This is a genomic window from Bradyrhizobium sp. USDA 4538, from assembly GCF_024171045.1.
GTDB classification, from domain to species: domain Bacteria; phylum Pseudomonadota; class Alphaproteobacteria; order Rhizobiales; family Xanthobacteraceae; genus Bradyrhizobium; species Bradyrhizobium australafricanum.
In genome coordinates this window covers 580,885-599,967 of sequence record NZ_JALJZE010000002.1, presented here as the reverse complement: position 1 = coordinate 599,967, position 19,083 = coordinate 580,885, and the positions used below count along the sequence as shown (strand labels likewise).

Genomic DNA, 19,083 nt, shown 5'->3' with positions numbered 1-19,083 from the left:
GGAATGGTGGGCGAGATCATTCCGGAATCGTGGGCGACATCGAGCGGAATCAGCAATTGAGCATCGTCATCCAGAAGACGCGCCAACTCACAATGCAGAAGACCGCGATCAGATTGACCAGACGCTCAGCAGTTCGCAATTTTGAGTCCTCTGCTTTGCAGCCCGATTTGAGGATCTTATGGAAGACTTCGATCTTCCACCTCAAGGCATACCATTCGATCTTATTGATGGCGTCCTTGCGCGATTGGACCGGGAGATCGGTGAGGAGCTTCCACTCGATTTTCTTTCGCCGCTTCGGCCTTCCCCGCTCCTGAGCGTGGATCACGGTCAGAGTGAGTGCGGGATATTTCGTCTGTTTGCCGATCGGCGGCAGGACGCGTATCTTGCGGTACCTGATCTCAAGAACGGCGTCGTCGGGATCGCCTTTGTCGTCCTTGACCTTGATCCGATGTAGACCCTTGATCGTCACCTCGTCCATTTCGTCGGCAATTGTATGATTGCCGTCCCCGGCAAGCCGATCAACGCAGGTTCGCACCAGGAAATGCGTTCCGACCTCCTCGGCCAGGCAAAACAGCTCATAGATGTCGCTCTCGCGATCACCAATATGAACGCATCGTCCAGGAGCAGCGAGAAGGTCGGTCGATTGCCGTAAATTCTCGAGCCAGCGGATGCTCTCCTTCTGCTCGATCGGCACCCGTGTCGGATTGATCTTTCGCTTCAGCGCCGTCGTCCCCTTGAACTTCTTGCGGGTCCAGAACTTGATTGCCGACAGTCCGAGCGGAAGCCCCTCGGTCGTCACGGCGAGACTAGAATGCATCAGGATGCCGCACTGTGTGCGTCCTGCCGTCTTGCCCGTAAAGCCGATCAGATCCGGCTTCTCGCGCTTGAAGCTGAATTCCGTCGTGTCATGGAGGACGAGGATCGTAAGCGCGATTTTCCCCTCACGTTGACGCCGGCGGTTTTGAAGGATTGCCCTAGTATCGGGCGATACCGGGCCGTTCAGGCAGTGGCGGCTTTGTGGAAGTTGAAGGGCAGCAGGTCGGTAATATCGGCGTCGCCGGCGCGCTGAGGCAATTCGGTGAGGACGTGGCGCAACCACGCTAACGGCTCGACACGTGAGGCGCGGCAGGTCAGCATCAGGCTGTAGACGACGGCACTGGCCTTGGCTCCGTCCACGGTATCGCTGAACAACCAACTCTTCCTGCCAGTTGCAAAAACCCTGATGTCGCGCTCCAGAAGATTGTTGTCGATCGGCATGCAGCCGTCCCCGGTGTAGCGCGTCAGATATTCCCATTGGTTTCGGGTGTAGGATACGGCGTCGCCGAGCTTGCTGTCAGGCAAGACCTTCGGGGCCATGTCATCGAGCCATACCTTGAGAGCATTGAGGGTGGGAACACTATGTTGCTGGCGGAAGCGGCGAATGCAGTCGGCCTGTGTTTCACCCTTCTCCGGTATTCCGTCCCGCGCCTGCCTTTCAACCCGGTAGAGCTGGTCGAAGAACCGCAGCGCCTGCTCGGGCGGACCGCCGCCCTTCTTCCTCGCCCTGAGGGCATCGACAAAGCGCCGCCGGGAGTGGGCCATGCAGCCGATGTGGGTGGCCCGTTCCAGCGTGCGCCATGCGGTATAGCCGTCACTCATCACGATGCCGCGGTAATCGCCGAGGAAGGCCTGGGGGTGGATTTGGCCGCGGCCCGGCTGATAATCCAGAAGAACGATGGGCTCGTGACTGCCCTTGCCGCTGCGATAAGCCCACATATACGATGTGCTGGTGGCCTTTTTATCCTTCTCCTTGAGGACCTGAACCGTCGTCTCGTCGCCATGGATGAGAGGCTGCGATCTGAGCCGCAGCTTCAGGGCGTCATAGATGCGGGAGAGATCTTTCTCGCTCGAGCCGATCACCCAGCGACCCAAAGCGCCGCGGCTGACCGGAACGCCGGCGCGTTCGAAGGCCTGCGCCAGGCGGTAGAGCGGCGTGCCATCGACATATTTGTGAACCAGCGCGAACGCCAGCGTTGAGGCCGTGGCAACGCTGCCCGGCAGCGGCTGCGTCGGCATCGGCGCGGTCACGACAGGGGCGTTGATTCCGGTGCGATCGCAATGGCGGCACGCATATTTGAAGCGTACGTTCTGTAAAACCTTCGCCTTCACCTCGATATGAAGTTGCTCGGTGACAGCCTCGCCCATGCGATGCATCTGGCCACGGCAGCAAGGACACGCCTTCTGATCGTCGGGCAGGTCATACTCGACGCGCTCACGCGGCAGGTTCGCCGGCAGCGGCCTGCGGCCGCGCTTCTTTCCCGTTGTGTTTTCGACGGGTGGCAAGCCCGTGTCCGGAAGTTCGGCGATATTGTTCGTTTCACTGCCGGCGTCATCCTCATCGGCGGCCTGCTCGGCTTCATTGAAGAGACGATCGACGTGCTTTTCGCTGCGTGGCGCAAAACGATGCAGGCGTGCCAGCGCCAGTTCTTCCTCGAGTTTGACGACGCGGTCGGCGAGTTGATGGTTCTCCGCCTGCAGCGCAGCAATGCGCGCCAACAGCACTTCAACACTCGGATAGCCGGTTCGATTCATCGGAATCTTGAATCTGAACCGTACCGACGCGTCAACCGCTCAACTCGAGAGCTCAGCCGGCAACCTGATAGTGCCGCACCGGATGGCGGACCATCGCATCGATATCGATGCCATCAAGGATCCAGTGCAATTGCTCGGTCGTAAGCCGGACGACCGCCTCCTGGCGGCGCGGCCATCGGAACTTGTCCTCGGTCAGCCGCTTCAGGACCAGCACAAAGCCGGACCGGTCGAAGAACAGCAACTTCATCCGGTCGCAACGGCGATTGCAGAACGCAAAAACCGCCGGCGTGAATGGATCGAGCGCCATCGTCTCCTGGACCAGGACCGCAAGGCTGTTGATGCCAGCCCGGAAGTCGATCGGCTCACGGTGCAGATAGACCTGCCGGTCACCGCCCAGTCTGAACATGGCCCAGTGCTCCGATGATCGCCGTCAATGCATCCACATCGCCGCATTCCAGCGCGAGCTTCACGCCGTTCGGCAGCGACACGCTCACTTTGGCCGGAGAACAAAAAGCTGGAGTCCCTTTGGGTTCCGAACCACGCACTTCATCGCAAGTCGCCGGCAAATCCACCGTCGCCACGCTGTCGTGCCGCGACAGGGCTCGATCGGCGGCCCCCTCAAGCTGAACCGGGATGAACGCCGGGCGTGAGGACGGCGGCAGCGACCTGGTCGCGGTGTGCTTCTTGATCCACTTCCGAAGCAGGTTCGCGTTGACCCCATGTTCGAATGCAAGCCTCGATACCGAAACCCCAGGCTCAAGGCAGGCCGTGACAAGACGCTCTTTCGATGCCGCCTCGTAGCGCCGGCGACCGTTCCGGCCAACAAGCCTGACCCGCAGTTTCTGATCGTCCGCTGCCATCACAAGGTGTCCACCTATTTTGGTGGACACCTCATGCATCAGAGCACTCAAAAGCAAAAGGTGCGGAGAAATTCGCGCTTACCAGGAATTTGCTGACCCGGGACCTCACCCGTATCGCCGATCTTCCCACTTCGCGTCTGCACGAACTGCTGCCCTGGGAATGGAAGCTTCTGCGCCAGGCTGCAGAGCCCTCCGATCAGCGGGCCGCCTGATCTTCACCCAACGCCATCATAGCGCTCTCGAGACCCGCGCGCATGCGTCAATCGGGCGGCCCTCGTCGTGTGCGTACCGAGGAAGTCGCTATCCCAGACGTCCATCTCGACGATGCGCCAGCGGCCGACAAAGGCCTGGGCGAAGCCGGGCACCTTGGCCATCAGCCAGCCTCCGCGATCAGCTTGGGCAGCCGCACCAGATTGTAGGCGGTGGCAGCGAAGGTAAAGGCCCATGCGACACGATCACGCCCACGGAAGCTGGTCTTCTCTTGCCCGGCGACCGTCTTGATCCAGCCGAATGCCTCCTCGATCCGCTTGCGGATGCGCTGGCTGACGGCATAGCCGCCGTGCCGGGTCGTACGCCCGTCGATCGCAGAGCTGCGGCCGCTGGTATTCTGCGCAACATGCGGTGTCACGTTCATCGAGCGCAGCTCGTTGACGAAGTCTTCTGCATCGTAGGCCTTGTCGGCGCCAAGCGTGATCGCTGTCGGCCGATCGGCACGCTGCTCGATCATGTGTAGCGCGGCTACCCGTTCGGCATGCCCGTCGGCCTGCGTCAGGCAGGCGTCGACCAGCAGGCCGTGGCGGTTCTCCATCAGCCCATGCCCGATGAAGCACAGCTTCGTCTCCTTGCCTTTCCCCTTGCGGTACAGCCTGGCATCCGGATCGGTTGTCGAAGCATGGGTGTCGTTGGAGCGTTTCTGGCCGTGGAAGTCCGCTTCGGCATTGCGCCCGCCACCTGGCGCCGGTGGCTCGCCGGAGCCGTCCTTCGGTTTGACGCTCTTCATCGAGGCCCAGGCCTCGATCAGCGTGCCGTCGACCGAGAAGTGATCGCTCGACAGAAGCCCCTTCACCCTGGGCTGCGCCAGCACCGCCGCGAGGAACTTGGCCGCGATGTCGCCTTCCAGCAGCCGGTCGCGGTTCTTCGAGAACACCGAATGGTCCCAGGCTGCATCGTCGACGCCGATGCCGACGAACCAGCGGAACAGCAAATCATATTCCAGCCGCTCCATCAGAAGCCGCTCCGAGCGGATCGAATAAAACGCCTGCAACAGCATCGCCCGCAGCAGCTTCTCCGGCGGAATCGACGGCCGCCCAATCGGCGAATAAAGCGCGGCGAGCTCGCGTTCCAGCACCGCCAGCGCCTCGTTCACGATCGTCCGGATCGCTCGCAGCGGATGATCACGCCGCACCCGTGCTTCCAGATCGACGTAGCTGAACAGCTCGCCCGTTCGATTGTCGTCGCCGCGCACGCACCGTCTCCGAATCTCGTCGGAGCCAATGAATCATGGTCGTCGCTCGCCGGCGAGCGCCTTTTTCAACAGCCTGCTAGATGACAGATTACTGGGCGGCGCGGAGCCAGTGCATCAGCAAGCGGCAAGCGCGAGACTGTCTCGGGCAGGCGCCGGAGACTCGGAAGCGTTAGTACCTAGGCCATTTTTGACCGTTTTTAAAAAAGGCGGCCCGTTTCTAAAAGAAAATACCAAGAACCAAACCATACCCTAGGCTCAAGCAATGGAGCTGATGTCGTCTATGAAGATGTCGTCTATGAAAGTGCCGTATCGACTTGACCAAACGGTGCTGAAGATTGGTTCGGAGTTTTCCATCGTGAGGACGAGTGAGAGCCTCGGGTGGCCGAACATCAACGCTAGTTTTGCAAGGGGACTCCCACACCGCTACGAAATAACCCATCCAGCCACGCCCGACGTTTGGATCGCCATGTCGTATAGTCCGATGGATGTATTTCTGAATGCGGGCGAGCGAGAACGGCGCTTTATCTTTCAGGACCGGCGGCTTCTGCTGCTCGCACCGGAGACCCCGATTGGGGTGCGTAGGGAGAGCGAGATTCGCGGACTTCACGTGTTTCTGAAGGCGGAGATCCTCGCCGAGGTTGCAAGCGAGATATTCGATCGCGACGCCAAGAGCTTTGAAATTGTCTCGGCATTCGGATTTCACGATCCCAGCATGAGCTTGCTGCTAGATTCCCTGAACTATGCACTCTCTGAGCCCGGACAGCATTCGAGCCTCAAGATCGAGCATCTTTCACGTGCGCTAGCGATCGACGTGCTCTCGAAGCATGTCACCTCAGCGCGATTCATTGGTGTTCAAGGCGCCGAACGCCTAACGACGAAGCAGGCTCGTTTGGTGACCGAATACATCCGCGAACACCTTTCTTCGGAAATACTTCTGAAGGATCTTGCGAAGCTGGTAGGAGTCAGCCGCACGCTTTTTATCAAGCGATTTAGGGCATCGTTTCATCAGACGCCGCATCGATACCTGATGGAGACGCGTATTCGTCGTTGCCAAGAATTGTTGGCAACGACCAGCCTGCCCCTGACGCACATTGCACTGATCTGCGGTTTCGCTGATCAATCGCATTTGAGCATGTCCTTCAGGCGCGCCGTTGGCAAGTCGCCATCACAATATCGAAAACTCGCCTCCTAAGAGAACGCTTTAGAACGGATTACCTGGACGCGTCATCTGTGATCGCGCTATGCTATGCATGTGGACACGAGAGACGCGAGATCGCATTGCGGCGATCGAACAGACGACCTGACGCTATCCGACAGATCTCACGGATGAGACGTGGGAAAGGATTACCTAGTTCTTACCCAGGCCGAGAAGGCGGAGCCGCAAGCCAGGTGCGGACTTGCGCGAGGCGCTGAACGCGATCCTCCACATGACACCCTGGCGGAGGCTGGCGCATGCTGCCAAAGGATCTACCGCCCTCACCGTGTACCGGTGGCTTCGCCGTTTGGTACGAAACCCGCGTCTGGCGGCGGCGGACGCAATGCGGTTGACGCTGTTTCGTACCATCCATGGCGTCGCTTGCGGTTCGTTGGGTGGCGTTTGCAAGTCGTCCGTGAAGAACGCCGATTTCAGCCGGTGACGAGATGAAGGCGAACCGTGATCGGGGGCGAGGATTTGGGACAGCAAGAGAGCGAGCCACCGGATCAGACGGCGGAAGTTGTAGCCGACGGCGGCGAGGATGGCATTGGCGGCGTCGCCCTCGCGATGCCAGAGATAATTGCGGCCCATTCTGTGCTCGGATTTGAGATGACCGATGACCGGCTCGACGGCGGAACGCCGGCGCAGCTCGCGTTTGATCTTTGGCGTCACGCGCCGCTTCTGACCTGAGATGAACACCCTGAACTTGTAGTCGGGTGGCGCATTGTGGCCGCGATAGCCTTTGTCGAGAACGAGGCGCTCGATGATGTTGCCGATCAGTGCCTCCATGTCCGGAATCACGGTTTTGAGTGTATGGCCGTCATAGGGGCTGCCGGGCAGCGCTTTCACGTGGGTGACGAACTGGCCGCCTCGGGCGGGCGATAGCGTGGTGGCGACGGAGACCTTGACCCCGAACTCGTAGGGCCGGTGGGCCTTGCCCTTGCCGATGCACTCCACCTCCGGCGCATGCAGCGAATAGACCTTCTGGCCGCGCTGAAGCTGTTTCTGTTCAAGCACCCGTCGCGCCCGCGCCAGCATGCGCTCCAACACGATCCCACCGAGCAAATCGACGTTGCCACCGAGTTTGCGGCCAATGTCGCGGATGACGCGACCGAGATAGGTTCGGAGCGTCTTCAAGGCCCGGTTGGCGCGCTTAAACTGCTTGGCGTGGGCGTAGCGCTGGTGCTTGATCAGCGCGAACTTGCCGACCCGCCCATAGGACTGACGCAGCTTAATGCCGGCGCCCTTGGCGAGCCGCACCAGGATCTCACGGGCGCGGTTCAGAAGTCGCGCGTCGGTCGGGAACATCACGTTCTTGGGCTGCACCGTGGTGTGTGCGCCATGACGGCGCGAAGAAGGAGGTTGAGTATGTAGACCATCTTCCGAGCCCTTGCTGCGCAAGAGATGAGGGCAGGCCCCTCGGACTCGGATTGCAGGATCAGAGTCCAAACCGCCACAAGCTGCTTTAGCTCAATGGCTGAGGTGGTGAGCGTTGCTGGAAAAGGCGGGCAATCAGCCTGTCAGGTGAGCCACGGGAAGACGAACGCAAGTAAACCGCCGATGATGCATCGAAAGTACAGTTCAGGTGTTGTCGAAACCGGGGGCGATACCACCTCCTGGGATCAAGCGCGGCGAGAGCCTGTCTATTGGCCGGGCGGCAACCGGTGTAGAGGCGGCGTGATCCCGATGGCAGGCTCTTGCGCGGAACATGGGAACCTGCGTCGCGATGCCAAGGGAGACCCCAAAGGCGGCGGACCCGCCGAGGGCAGAGTACCAATGCGCGACGCAGGGGCGGACGGGTTCGTAATAGTGATGAGGCCCGGTAATACGGGCGGAGCGAAGGGACCCGATCTTCCAGCCAAAGTCACAGGCCAACCGGAAACGGGAGGAGCCGATGACTGAGGCAAAGTCGTATCAGATCCCCAAACATCTCGTTTGGGAAGCTTGGAAACAGGTGAAAGCGAACCGCGGGTCAGCGGGTGTGGATGGGGTCTCCATCGAGGAATTCGAAAAGGACTTGAAGAGAAACCTCTACAAGATCTGGAATCGAATGTCGTCGGGGACATACTTTCCGCCTCCCGTCCGTCTCGTGGAAATTCCCAAGGCTAATGGAGGGAAGCGTCCGTTAGGAATACCCTCTATAGCTGACCGCGTGGCTCAGACGGTTGCAAAGATGGTTATGGAGCCGACGATGGAACGAATATTCCATCCCGACTCCTACGGCTATCGGCCCGGCCGTTCGGCGCTTGACGCAGTGGGGACAGCGCGAAAGCGTTGCTGGAAATTCGACTGGGTTATCGACCTTGATATCAAGTCGTTCTTCGACTCGATTCCTTGGCACCTGATCGAAAAGGCCGTCGCCCACCACACGGAACTGAGCTGGATTCGTCTCTACGTAAAGCGGTGGCTGCTAGCTCCCGTGGAGAAAGAAGACGGAATCCTAGTGGAGAGAACACGCGGAACCCCTCAGGGTTCAGTGGTTTCACCGCTGCTCGCAAATTTGGTTCTGCACTATGCATTCGATCGCTGGATGCAGCGGACCTTCCCTTGTTTGTGTTTCGAAAGATACGCTGACGATGTGATAGTCCATTGCAGAACTGAAAGCGAGGCTCGAACCGTGATGGAGGCGATCCGAAAACGTCTTGCGGAATGCGGTCTGGAGCTCCATCCGGAGAAAACCCGGATCGTCTACTGCAAGGATAATAAACGGAGAAAGGAATGCGAACACATCTCGTTCGACTTCCTTGGCTACACCTTCCAGCCGCGCAGCGCTCGCGATCGAAAGGGCGAGAAGTTCCTCAACTTCCTCCCGGCAATCAGCAACAAGGCTGCCAAAGGAATCCGACAAACCATTCGCTCATGGCGACTGGGTTCGACGCGAAACCACTGGAGTCTTGAAGAACTCGCCAAGCTGATTGATCCTGTCGTGCAAGGATGGCTGAACTATTACGGACGGTTTTACCGGACGGAATGTGTCAACGTCCTTCGTCACGTAAACGACGCGCTCGCCCGTTGGACGAGGCGGAAATACAAGCGGTTGAAAGGCCGGAAAGTCGCCTCAGTATATTGGTTGGGACGGCTCGCACAGCGCGATCCGAACCTACTCTATTTGTGGCGAGTCGGCATTCGACCTGCGGCTGGAAGATAGAAGCCGGATGAATCGAGAGGTTCACGTCCGGTTTCGTGAGAGCCTCGGGGTGCAATTCCCTGGGGCTACTCGACCGATGATGACGCGATTGAGATCGGACGGCTTGATCGCCTCGGTCTTGGTGGCGACCGCAAGGCTCTCCTGGAGCAAGGCTTGCAGCTTCTCCTCGCCCATGCGCTGGCGCCAGCGCGTCAGTGAGGAGCGATCGAACACCAGCCGGTGCTGGAAGAACTCTTCGCCGCAGAAGAACTGGTAATAGGGGTTCTCCACCCAGCGCTCGCACAACACCTCGTCGGAGAGGTCGTAGGTGTGCTTGAGAATGGCAAGTCCTGCCATCAGCCGCGTCGGCAGCGGCGGCCGGCCCGGCTTGTCCTCATAGACCGCCCCGAGCCGCTGCTCGAGGAACGACCAGTCGATCGTCCGCGAAAGCTTCACCAGCGGGTGACCCATATCGATGATCGCGTCCAGCCGGGAGCGCAGAAGATCGGCCTGTCCGCTGTCGCGTCGTTCCTTTGGCTTCATCGTCCCCTCCGATGTCACCACGGAATCACGACGTGCGATTCGACGGAATCCTGAAAATGACATTGCAAGCTTTTGGCTCCTCCAAGCCCGAAAGCTTGCAATCTCAAACCTCTCTCCGGTCCAGAAATCGACTCCCGCTCAATGGCTTGGGAAGTTCTTCACGGAAGACTTGCAAGCGTAACAGCCTGCCGAACAGCCCTTGCGACGCAAACACCACCACCGCATTGCCTCACGCATCCATACTCCCGAGTACGGTCCGTTGTCTCATTTATTTTGCTCTCGACATTGGTTTTGAAGCCTGCCTCGCAAGCAGGCCCTTGCTCACCCCATCTGGCCTCCTATATTGCCATGTTTGACCATTCTCGATGCTGAGCATTTGTCACTGAGCGTTGAATGGCATCTGGCCTCTGAGTTTGACGGTCCAGGTCTGGAAGTTGGCGCCGATGCCGCCGTATTCGGCGCCTGCACCAACCATCACCCCATTTTCGAATCTGGCGTTGATGCCGGCGGCCGCCCGCGCTGACCAGCCCTGAAGCAGCGGTGTCGAGGCGAGCGGCAGGCCGCCTGCCTGCAGGATCGCGGCAGCATCGTCCAGGTTGAAATAGTAGTCGCCGTAAACACCGGCATAGGGAGCCAGCAGGATGCTGTCGGCCCAGGTGAAGGGATAGACCAACTTGACGCCGCCGGAGGCACGGCCGGTCGAGAAGTCATAGTTCGCCTGGCGGGTGCCGAGCGAGTCGACGTAAGCGCCCTGCTTCTCCCAAAGTGCGTAGACCTTGGCTGACGGTTCGATGGTGAAACCCAGCGCCTGGTAGGTGCCGGTCAGGCCGGTCGAGAGCATCCAGCGGTTGCCGCTGAAATTGCCCTGGGCGGTGCCGGCGACACCGTTGTAGCCGATGCCGGAATAGGCCACGGCTGCATCGTAGCGCAGCGAAGGCGTGATCTTCCAGCCCAGATATGAACCCACGGTCCAGCCGTTGCCGGTCAATTTGCCGTTGATGTCCTGCTCGGTGTAATTGAAGGTCTCATAGCCGCCGACCACACCGACAAGGAAGTTAGGCAACATCCTGTACGTCAGTCCCGCCAGCGCATTGACTTGTAGGCCGTAGAGCGGCGCAGCGGTCGTGGTCATGCCGGCCGCAGTGGTCGTCGAGGTCAGGCGATCTAGACCGGTGCCGCGAACGTCGACCCAGAACAGCCAGTCCTTGTTCTCCCGGATCCTCTTTGGCGACACCTTGCGCGGCGTCTGCGGATCGATCGCGGCGAAGGTGTCATTGATCCGCGACGCGGGATTGCGTCGGCTGCCGCCAGACGCGGGGGCCGCGCCATATGCGTTGCCTGCTCCGCTGTCGAAGATGTTGCTGCGGGGTCCGGTGCCGGACGTGGACGCCGCATCGCCCTGATCGTCGCGGCTCTCGTAAGGGTCCGCGGCGAAATTGAAACGGACGCCCAACTGGCCCGGGGTCGCGAAGATCCAGTCCTGGGCGAATCCCTCGCTGATCGCATCGTCGATCGCACCCGAGATCGCCTGTCCGGAGTTTTGCGCCACGATCCTGGAGAGGTTGACCTGCAGCTGACGCAGCTTGACACTGTCGGCCGGGATATTGACGGTCTGGCTGAGGACGGGCGAGGTGCTCGCGGCGAATACGGTGTTGCCACCATAGCTGGCCGTAATCGAATGAGTTCCGACCGCGAGCGTCGTGGTGGCGAAGGAGGCAATGCCTGCGGACAGCGTGGCGGAGCCGATCACCGCGCCGGCATCCTTGAAGACCACGGTCCCGGCCGGCGTTCCACCGGATCCGGTGACGGTCGCGGTGAGGGTGACGGGCTGACCGTAACTGCTGGGATTGAGCGACGACGCCAGCGTCACGCTCGTAATTGCCTGATAGCTGAATTTGTCGGCCGCGGACGTCGCGCTGGTGCCGCCCGGCGTGGTCACGGTGACGTCAACCGTGCCGGTCCCCGCCGGCGCCGTCGCGCTGATCGACGTCGCCGAATTGACCGTGAAGCTGGTGGCCGCGCTGGCGCCGAACTTCACCGCGCTCGCGCCAGTCAAGCCCGTGCCGGTGATCGTCACCGACGTGCCGCCGGACGCGGGTCCGGAGGCCGGCGACAGCGAGGTCACCGTCGCCGTCGGCGCCGGCGCATAGGTGAAGCGGCCCGGCGACACCGTGCCGCCCGGCGTCGTCACCGTGACATCGACCACACCGCTGCCGGCTGGCGAGGTCACCGTGAGCGACGTCGCCGAGTTCGCCGTGATCCGCGCCGCACTGGTGCCGAACGTCACCGCGCTGGCATTGGCCAGGTTGCTGCCGCTGATCGTCACCACCGTGCCGCCCGCTTCAGGACCAGACGTCGGCGACAGCGACGTCGCCGTCGGCGCCCCGACATAGGTGAAGCGGCCCGGCGACACCGTGCCACCGGCCGTCGTCACCGTGACATCGACCACACCGGTCCCCGCCGGCGAGGTCACCGTGAGCGACGTCGCCGAGTTCGCCGTGATCCGCGCCGCGCTGGCCCCGAACGTCACCGCGCTGGCATTGGCCAGGTTGCTGCCGCTGATCGTCACCACCGTGCCGCCCGCTTCAGGACCCGACGTCGGCGACAGCGACGTCGCCGTCGGCGCCCCGACATAGCTGAAGCGGCCCGGCGACACCGTGCCGCCCGGCGTCGTCACCGTGACATCGACCACACCGCTGCCGGCTGGCGAGGTCACCGTGAGCGACGTCGCCGAGTTCGCCGTGATCCGCGCCGCACTGGTGCCGAACGTCACCGCGCTGGCATTGGCCAGGTTGCTGCCGCTGATCGTCACCACCGTGCCGCCCGCTTCAGGACCAGACGTCGGCGACAGCGACGTCGCCGTCGGCGCCCCGACATAGGTGAAGCGGCCCGGCGACACCGTGCCACCGGCCGTCGTCACCGTGACATCGACCACACCGGTCCCCGCCGGCGAGGTCACCGTGAGCGACGTCGCCGAGTTCGCCGTGATCCGCGCCGCGCTGGCCCCGAACGTCACCGCGCTGGCATTGGCCAGGTTGCTGCCGCTGATCGTCACCACCGTGCCGCCCGCTTCAGGACCCGACGTCGGCGACAGCGACGTCGCCGTCGGCGCCCCGACATAGCTGAAGCGGCCCGGCGACACCGTGCCGCCCGGCGTCGTCACCGTGACATCGACCACACCGCTGCCGGCTGGCGAGGTCACCGTGAGCGACGTCGCCGAGTTCGCCGTGATCCGCGCCGCACTGGTGCCGAACGTCACCGCGCTGGCATTGGCCAGGTTGCTGCCGCTGATCGTCACCACCGTGCCGCCGGCCTCCGGACCGGACGTCGGCGACAGCGACGTCGCCGTCGGCGCCCCGACATAGGTGAAGCGGCCCGGCGACACCGTGCCACCGGCCGTCGTCACCGTGACATCGACCACACCGGTCCCCGCCGGCGAGGTCACCGTGAGCGACGTCGCCGAGTTCGCCGTGATCCGCGCCGCGCTGGCCCCGAACGTCACCGCGCTGGCATTGGCCAGGTTGCTGCCGCTGATCGTCACCACCGTGCCGCCCGCTTCAGGACCAGACGTCGGCGACAGCGACGTCGCCGTCGGCGCCCCGACATAGGTGAAGCGGCCCGGCGACACCGTGCCGCCCGGGTTGTTCACCACCACGTCGACCGTCCCGGTCCCCCTCGGCGTGATCGTGGTGATCGAGGTCGCCGACTTGGCCGTGATCCGCGCCATGTTGGGGCCGAACCACACCGATATCGTATTGGCCAGGTTGGTGCCGGTGATGGTCACGCTGGTGCCGCCCGCCTCGGGGCCCGAGGTCGGCGACAGCGACGTCGCCGTCGGCGCCGGCGCATAGGTGTACTGGTCGGCCGCAGACGTCGCGCTGGTGCCGCCCGGGGTGGTCACCACCACGTCGACCACACCGGTCCCCGCCGGCGCGGTCGCGATGAGCGACGTCGCCGAATTGACCGTGAAGCTGGTGGCCGCACTGGCCCCGAACTTCACCGCGCTGGCATTGGCCAGGTTGGTGCCGCTGATCGTCACCACCGTGCCGCCGGCCTCCGGACCGGACGTCGGCGACAGCGACGTCACCGTCGGCGCCCCGACATAGCTGAAGCGGCCCGGCGACACCGTGCCGCCCGGCGTCGTCACGGTGACATCGACCACACCGCTGCCGGCTGGCGAGGTCACCGTGAGCGACGTCGCCGAGTTCGCCGTGATCCGCGCCGCACTGGTGCCGAACGTCACCGCGCTGGCATTGGCCAGGTTGGTGCCGGCGATCGTCACCACCGTGCCGCCGGCCTCCGGACCGGACGTCGGCGACAGCGACGTCACCGTCGGCGCCCCGACATAGCTGAAGCGGCCCGGCGACACCGTGCCGCCCGGCGTCGTCACCGTGACATCGACCACACCGCTGCCGGCTGGCGAGGTCACCGTGAGCGACGTCGCCGAGTTCGCCGTGATCCGCGCCGCACTGGTGCCGAACGTCACCGCGCTGGCATTGGCCAGGTTGCTGCCGCTGATCGTCACCACCGTGCCGCCGGCCTCCGGACCGGACGTCGGCGACAGCGACGTCGCCGTCGGCGCCGGCGCATAGGTGAAGCGGCCCGGCGACACCGTGCCGCCCGGCGTCGTCACCGTGACATCGACCACACCGGTCCCCGCCGGCGAGGTCACCGTGAGCGACGTCGCCGAGTTCGCCGTGATCCGCGCCGCGCTGGCCCCGAACGTCACCGCGCTGGCATTGGCCAGGTTGCTGCCGCTGATCGTCACCACCGTGCCGCCCGCTTCAGGACCCGACGTCGGCGACAGCGACGTCGCCGTCGGCGCCGGCGCATAGGTGAAGCGGCCCGGCGACACCGTGCCGCCCGGCGTCGTCACCGTGACATCGACCACACCGCTGCCGGCTGGCGAGGTCACCGTGAGCGACGTCGCCGAGTTCGCCGTGATCCGCGCCGCACTGGCCCCGAACGTCACCGCGCTGGCATTGGCCAGGTTGCTGCCGCTGATCGTCACCACCGTGCCGCCCGCTTCAGGACCAGACGTCGGCGACAGCGACGTCGCCGTCGGCGCCCCGACATAGGTGAAGCGGCCCGGCGACACCGTGCCACCGGCCGTCGTCACCGTGACATCGACCACACCGGTCCCCGCCGGCGAGGTCACCGTGAGCGACGTCGCCGAGTTCGCCGTGATCCGCGCCGCACTGGTGCCGAACGTCACCGCGCTGGCATTGGCCAGGTTGGTGCCGGCGATCGTCACCACCGTGCCGCCGGCCTCCGGACCGGAGGTCGGCGACAGCGACGTCGCCGTCGGCGCCGGCGCATAGGTGAAGCGGCCCGGCGACACCGTGCCGCCCGGCGTCGTCACCGTGACATCGACCACACCGGTCCCCGCCGGCGAGGTCACCGTGAGCGACGTCGCCGAGTTCGCCGTGATCCGCGCCGCGCTGGCCCCGAACGTCACCGCGCTGGCATTGGCCAGGTTGCTGCCGCTGATCGTCACCACCGTGCCGCCCGCTTCAGGACCCGACGTCGGCGACAGCGACGTCGCCGTCGGCGCCGCGACATAGCTGAAGCGGCCCGGCGACACCGTGCCGCCCGGCGTCGTCACCGTGACATCGACCACACCGCTGCCGGCTGGCGAGGTCACCGTGAGCGACGTCGCCGAGTTCGCCGTGATCCGCGCCGCACTGGCCCCGAACGTCACCGCGCTGGCATTGGCCAGGTTGCTGCCGCTGATCGTCACCACCGTGCCGCCCGCTTCAGGACCAGACGTCGGCGACAGCGACGTCGCCGTCGGCGCCCCGACATAGGTGAAGCGGCCCGGCGACACCGTGCCACCGGCCGTCGTCACCGTGACATCGACCACACCGGTCCCCGCCGGCGAGGTCACCGTGAGCGACGTCGCCGAGTTCGCCGTGATCCGCGCCGCGCTGGCCCCGAACGTCACCGCGCTGGCATTGGCCAGGTTGCTGCCGCTGATCGTCACCACCGTGCCGCCCGCTTCAGGACCAGACGTCGGCGACAGCGACGTCGCCGTCGGCGCCCCGACATAGGTGAAGCGGCCCGGCGACACCGTGCCGCCCGGGTTGTTCACCACCACGTCGACCGTCCCGGTCCCCCTCGGCGTGATCGTGGTGATCGAGGTCGCCGACTTGGCCGTGATCCGCGCCATGTTGGGGCCGAACCACACCGATATCGTATTGGCCAGGTTGGTGCCGGTGATGGTCACGCTGGTGCCGCCCGCCTCGGGGCCCGAGGTCGGCGACAGCGACGTCGCCGTCGGCGCCGGCGCATAGGTGTACTGGTCGGCCGCAGACGTCGCGCTGGTGCCGCCCGGGGTGGTCACCACCACGTCGACCACACCGGTCCCCGCCGGCGCGGTCGCGATGAGCGACGTCGCCGAATTGACCGTGAAGCTGGTGGCCGCACTGGCCCCGAACTTCACCGCGCTGGCATTGGCCAGGTTGGTGCCGCTGATCGTCACCACCGTGCCGCCGGCCTCCGGACCGGACGTCGGCGACAGCGACGTCACCGTCGGCGCCCCGACATAGCTGAAGCGGCCCGGCGACACCGTGCCGCCCGGCGTCGTCACGGTGACATCGACCACACCGCTGCCGGCTGGCGAGGTCACCGTGAGCGACGTCGCCGAGTTCGCCGTGATCCGCGCCGCACTGGTGCCGAACGTCACCGCGCTGGCATTGGCCAGGTTGGTGCCGGCGATCGTCACCACCGTGCCGCCGGCCTCCGGACCGGACGTCGGCGACAGCGACGTCACCGTCGGCGCCCCGACATAGCTGAAGCGGCCCGGCGACACCGTGCCGCCCGGCGTCGTCACGGTGACATCGACCACACCGCTGCCGGCTGGCGAGGTCACCGTGAGCGACGTCGCCGAGTTCGCCGTGATCCGCGCCGCACTGGTGCCGAACGTCACCGCGCTGGCATTGGCCAGGTTGCTGCCGCTGATCGTCACCACCGTGCCGCCGGCCTCCGGACCGGACGTCGGCGACAGCGACGTCGCCGTCGGCGCCGGCGCATAGGTGAAGCGGCCCGGCGACACCGTGCCGCCCGGCGTCGTCACCGTGACATCGACCACACCGGTCCCCGCCGGCGAGGTCACCGTGAGCGACGTCGCCGAGTTCGCCGTGATCCGCGCCGCGCTGGCCCCGAACGTCACCGCGCTGGCATTGGCCAGGTTGCTGCCGCTGATCGTCACCACCGTGCCGCCCGCTTCAGGACCCGACGTCGGCGACAGCGACGTCGCCGTCGGCGCCGGCGCATAGGTGAAGCGGCCCGGCGACACCGTGCCGCCGGCCGTCGTCACCGTGACATCGACCACACCGGTCCCCGCCGGCGAGGTCACCGTGAGCGACGTCGCCGAGTTCGCCGTGATCCGCGCCGCACTGGTGCCGAACGTCACCGCGCTGGCATTGGCCAGGTTGGTGCCGGCGATCGTCACCACCGTGCCGCCGGCCTCCGGACCGGAGGTCGGCGACAGCGACGTCGCCGTCGGCGCCGCGACATAGCTGAAGCGGCCCGGCGACACCGTGCCGCCCGGCGTCGTCACCGTGACATCGACCACACCGCTGCCGGCTGGCGAGGTCACCGTGAGCGACGTCGCCGAGTTCGCCGTGATCCGCGCCGCACTGGTGCCGAACGTCACCGCGCTGGCATTGGCCAGGTTGGTGCCGGCGATCGTCACCACCGTGCCGCCGGCCTCCGGACCGGAGGTCGGCGACAGCGACGTCGCCGTCGGCGCCGCGACATAGCTGAAGCGGCCCGGCGACACCGTGCCGCCCGGCGTCGTCACCGTGACATCGACCACACCGCTGCCGGCTGGCGAGGTCACCGTGAGCGACGTCGCCGAGTTCGCCGTGATCCGCGCCGCACTGGTGCCGAACGTCACCGCGCTGGCATTGGCCAGGTTGGTGCCGGCGATCGTCACCACCGTGCCGCCGGCCTCCGGACCGGAGGTCGGCGACAGCGACGTCACCGTCGGCGCGCCGACATAGCTGAAGCGATCCGCAGCAGAGGTGGCCGAGGTCCCATAGTTTGTCACCACGGTAATATCTACCGTGCCGGTTCCGGCCGGCGACACCGCCACGATCCAAATGTGACGATTAAAGGCAGAGCCTCCCTGCTCAGATCTCACTTCGAAGCTTTGCGCATCGGCATTACCGAATTTTACCGCACTCACATGTATGTTTGGTACGCCCGTCGCAAGAAAATATGCGCCCTCAATCTTCACTTTGGTGCCGCCCGCCTCCGAGCCCCATGTTGGCGAGATCGACGTCACCGTGGGCGTCTTGTCATTCCCTAGGGCGCTCGCAGCGGTCATGGAGCCAGCGAGCACGACGGCGGCCAGAAAGATCAAGCGGATTGCACGGCCGAGAACGGCATAAAACGAATAAAGCACCACTTAACCCCCAAACGGCGTACGGATAGCCGTGGGGCGCGCATAAAATGTTTTGAACACCAGTTATCGGAATAACGGTCAGAATATTTGAAAAAAGAAATCTTCTAATCAGATGCCGCGAGCGCCCGCGGCGCTCGACCTGCCAGCTTCGCATGTCATGCCGCGCCCGCGCCGCCTGACGCCGGTTGTGCGCCGCTCGGCGCACTGCAGGATTTTGTGCCTTGCGCGCGCGTGATGGCCTGTCCTGTCTGGTCTCGGCAATCGTCAGAACCAGCCGGCAGGAGGCAGCGCCGCCATGTGCCAACCAGATCGCATCATTCGTCTCAAGATAGTGCTTTCCCGAACCGGTTATCTCGCTGCACCATCTACCGCAAGATCGCCGAGGGCACGTTCCCCGCCCAGCTCAGGATCAGCGCCAACGGTACAGGCTCGCACGAATCCGACACCGACAGATAGGTCGCAAACCCCGCCTCGTGGCGCGCCGTCAACGACAACGAATAGCCGCGCGGAAAGGCCGTCGACCATGACGCCGGGATGATGGACCGATCCCTTAAACTATCCCATCCCGGCCAACGATAACGTGGGCGGTCCCGATCCCGAGGTGTTGCGAAGATCGCTCAAGTCGCCCTCAGGCTGGTGCGCATCATTGGCAGACGTATGACGGGCGAGGACTTCGCCGCGCGGATTGCCGCCGACAACGAAAATACGTCCGCTACGGACATAGGGAAGGAACCGTGAAAGCTCGCCGCACGCCGTGACAGAGCGGCTATCGTCCCCAAAATAGGCGAATTAGTCGTTCGTGAAGAACTGGCGGCAGCTCCCGACTCAAGCGGTGCTTCGAGCCGGGACGGTCTCGAAGAACTTTCAATTACCCACATTTGACGTCGGATTTGAGCGAGGCGCCGCGGGCGA

9 protein-coding genes and 3 pseudogenes are annotated in these 19,083 nt (G+C 64.1%); 3 read left to right on the top strand and 9 right to left on the bottom strand.

The window, feature by feature from the left end; genetic code table 11:
- Window positions 1–49 precede the first annotated feature (49 nt).
- From J2R78_RS43925 to J2R78_RS43900, 6 genes are all read right to left on the bottom strand, one after another.
- A complete protein-coding gene (locus J2R78_RS43925) occupies window positions 50–1,099 on the bottom strand; it encodes an IS4 family transposase (RefSeq protein ID WP_253610465.1) in 1,050 nt (349 codons plus the stop codon).
- Entirely contained in the window at window positions 1,000–2,571 is a 1,572-nt protein-coding gene (locus J2R78_RS43920; RefSeq protein WP_253610466.1) for an IS66 family transposase, read from the bottom strand. The genes J2R78_RS43925 and J2R78_RS43920 overlap by 100 nt, the downstream gene beginning before the upstream one ends.
- Window positions 2,572–2,623: 52 nt before the next feature.
- Window positions 2,624–2,977, bottom strand: a complete 354-nt coding sequence (gene tnpB / locus J2R78_RS43915) for an IS66 family insertion sequence element accessory protein TnpB (RefSeq protein WP_253610467.1) — start codon at window positions 2,975–2,977, stop codon at window positions 2,624–2,626.
- Window positions 2,958–3,431, bottom strand: a complete 474-nt coding sequence (locus J2R78_RS43910) for a transposase (RefSeq protein ID WP_253610468.1) — start codon at window positions 3,429–3,431, stop codon at window positions 2,958–2,960. Before J2R78_RS43910 ends, tnpB begins: the two co-directional genes overlap by 20 nt.
- A 215-nt stretch (window positions 3,432–3,646) precedes the next feature.
- Entirely contained in the window at window positions 3,647–3,805 is a 159-nt protein-coding gene (locus J2R78_RS43905) for a hypothetical protein (protein ID WP_253610469.1), read from the bottom strand.
- Entirely contained in the window at window positions 3,805–4,896 is a 1,092-nt protein-coding gene (locus tag J2R78_RS43900; protein WP_253610470.1) for an IS5 family transposase, read from the bottom strand. Before J2R78_RS43900 ends, J2R78_RS43905 begins: the two co-directional genes overlap by 1 nt.
- A 295-nt stretch (window positions 4,897–5,191) precedes the next feature.
- Between J2R78_RS43900 and J2R78_RS43895 the strand changes: the two genes are divergently transcribed.
- Complete coding sequence (locus J2R78_RS43895) at window positions 5,192–6,088, top strand: helix-turn-helix domain-containing protein (protein WP_253610471.1); 897 nt, start codon at window positions 5,192–5,194, stop codon at window positions 6,086–6,088.
- A gap of 486 nt (window positions 6,089–6,574) precedes the next feature.
- On the opposite strand, the pseudogene J2R78_RS43890 reads toward J2R78_RS43895, so the two are convergent.
- Window positions 6,575–7,426, bottom strand: a pseudogene (locus tag J2R78_RS43890) (IS5 family transposase); the annotation flags it as partial.
- 559 nt (window positions 7,427–7,985) lie between these two features.
- Here J2R78_RS43890 and ltrA point away from each other — a divergent pair.
- On the top strand, window positions 7,986–9,239 hold the full coding sequence (gene ltrA / locus J2R78_RS43885; RefSeq protein ID WP_253610472.1) for a group II intron reverse transcriptase/maturase: 1,254 nt from the start codon (window positions 7,986–7,988) through the stop codon (window positions 9,237–9,239).
- A gap of 75 nt (window positions 9,240–9,314) precedes the next feature.
- On the opposite strand, the pseudogene J2R78_RS43880 reads toward ltrA, so the two are convergent.
- Together J2R78_RS43880 and J2R78_RS43875 are read right to left on the bottom strand one after the other, a co-directional pair.
- Window positions 9,315–9,761, bottom strand: a pseudogene (locus J2R78_RS43880) (transposase); the annotation flags it as partial.
- 379 nt (window positions 9,762–10,140) lie between these two features.
- Window positions 10,141–18,093, bottom strand: a complete 7,953-nt coding sequence (locus J2R78_RS43875; RefSeq protein ID WP_309145065.1) for an IPT/TIG domain-containing protein — start codon at window positions 18,091–18,093, stop codon at window positions 10,141–10,143.
- Between the two features lie 373 nt (window positions 18,094–18,466).
- Between J2R78_RS43875 and J2R78_RS43870 the strand changes: the two are divergent.
- A pseudogene (locus J2R78_RS43870) lies at window positions 18,467–18,627 on the top strand (helix-turn-helix transcriptional regulator).
- Window positions 18,628–19,083: the final 456 nt, after the last annotated feature.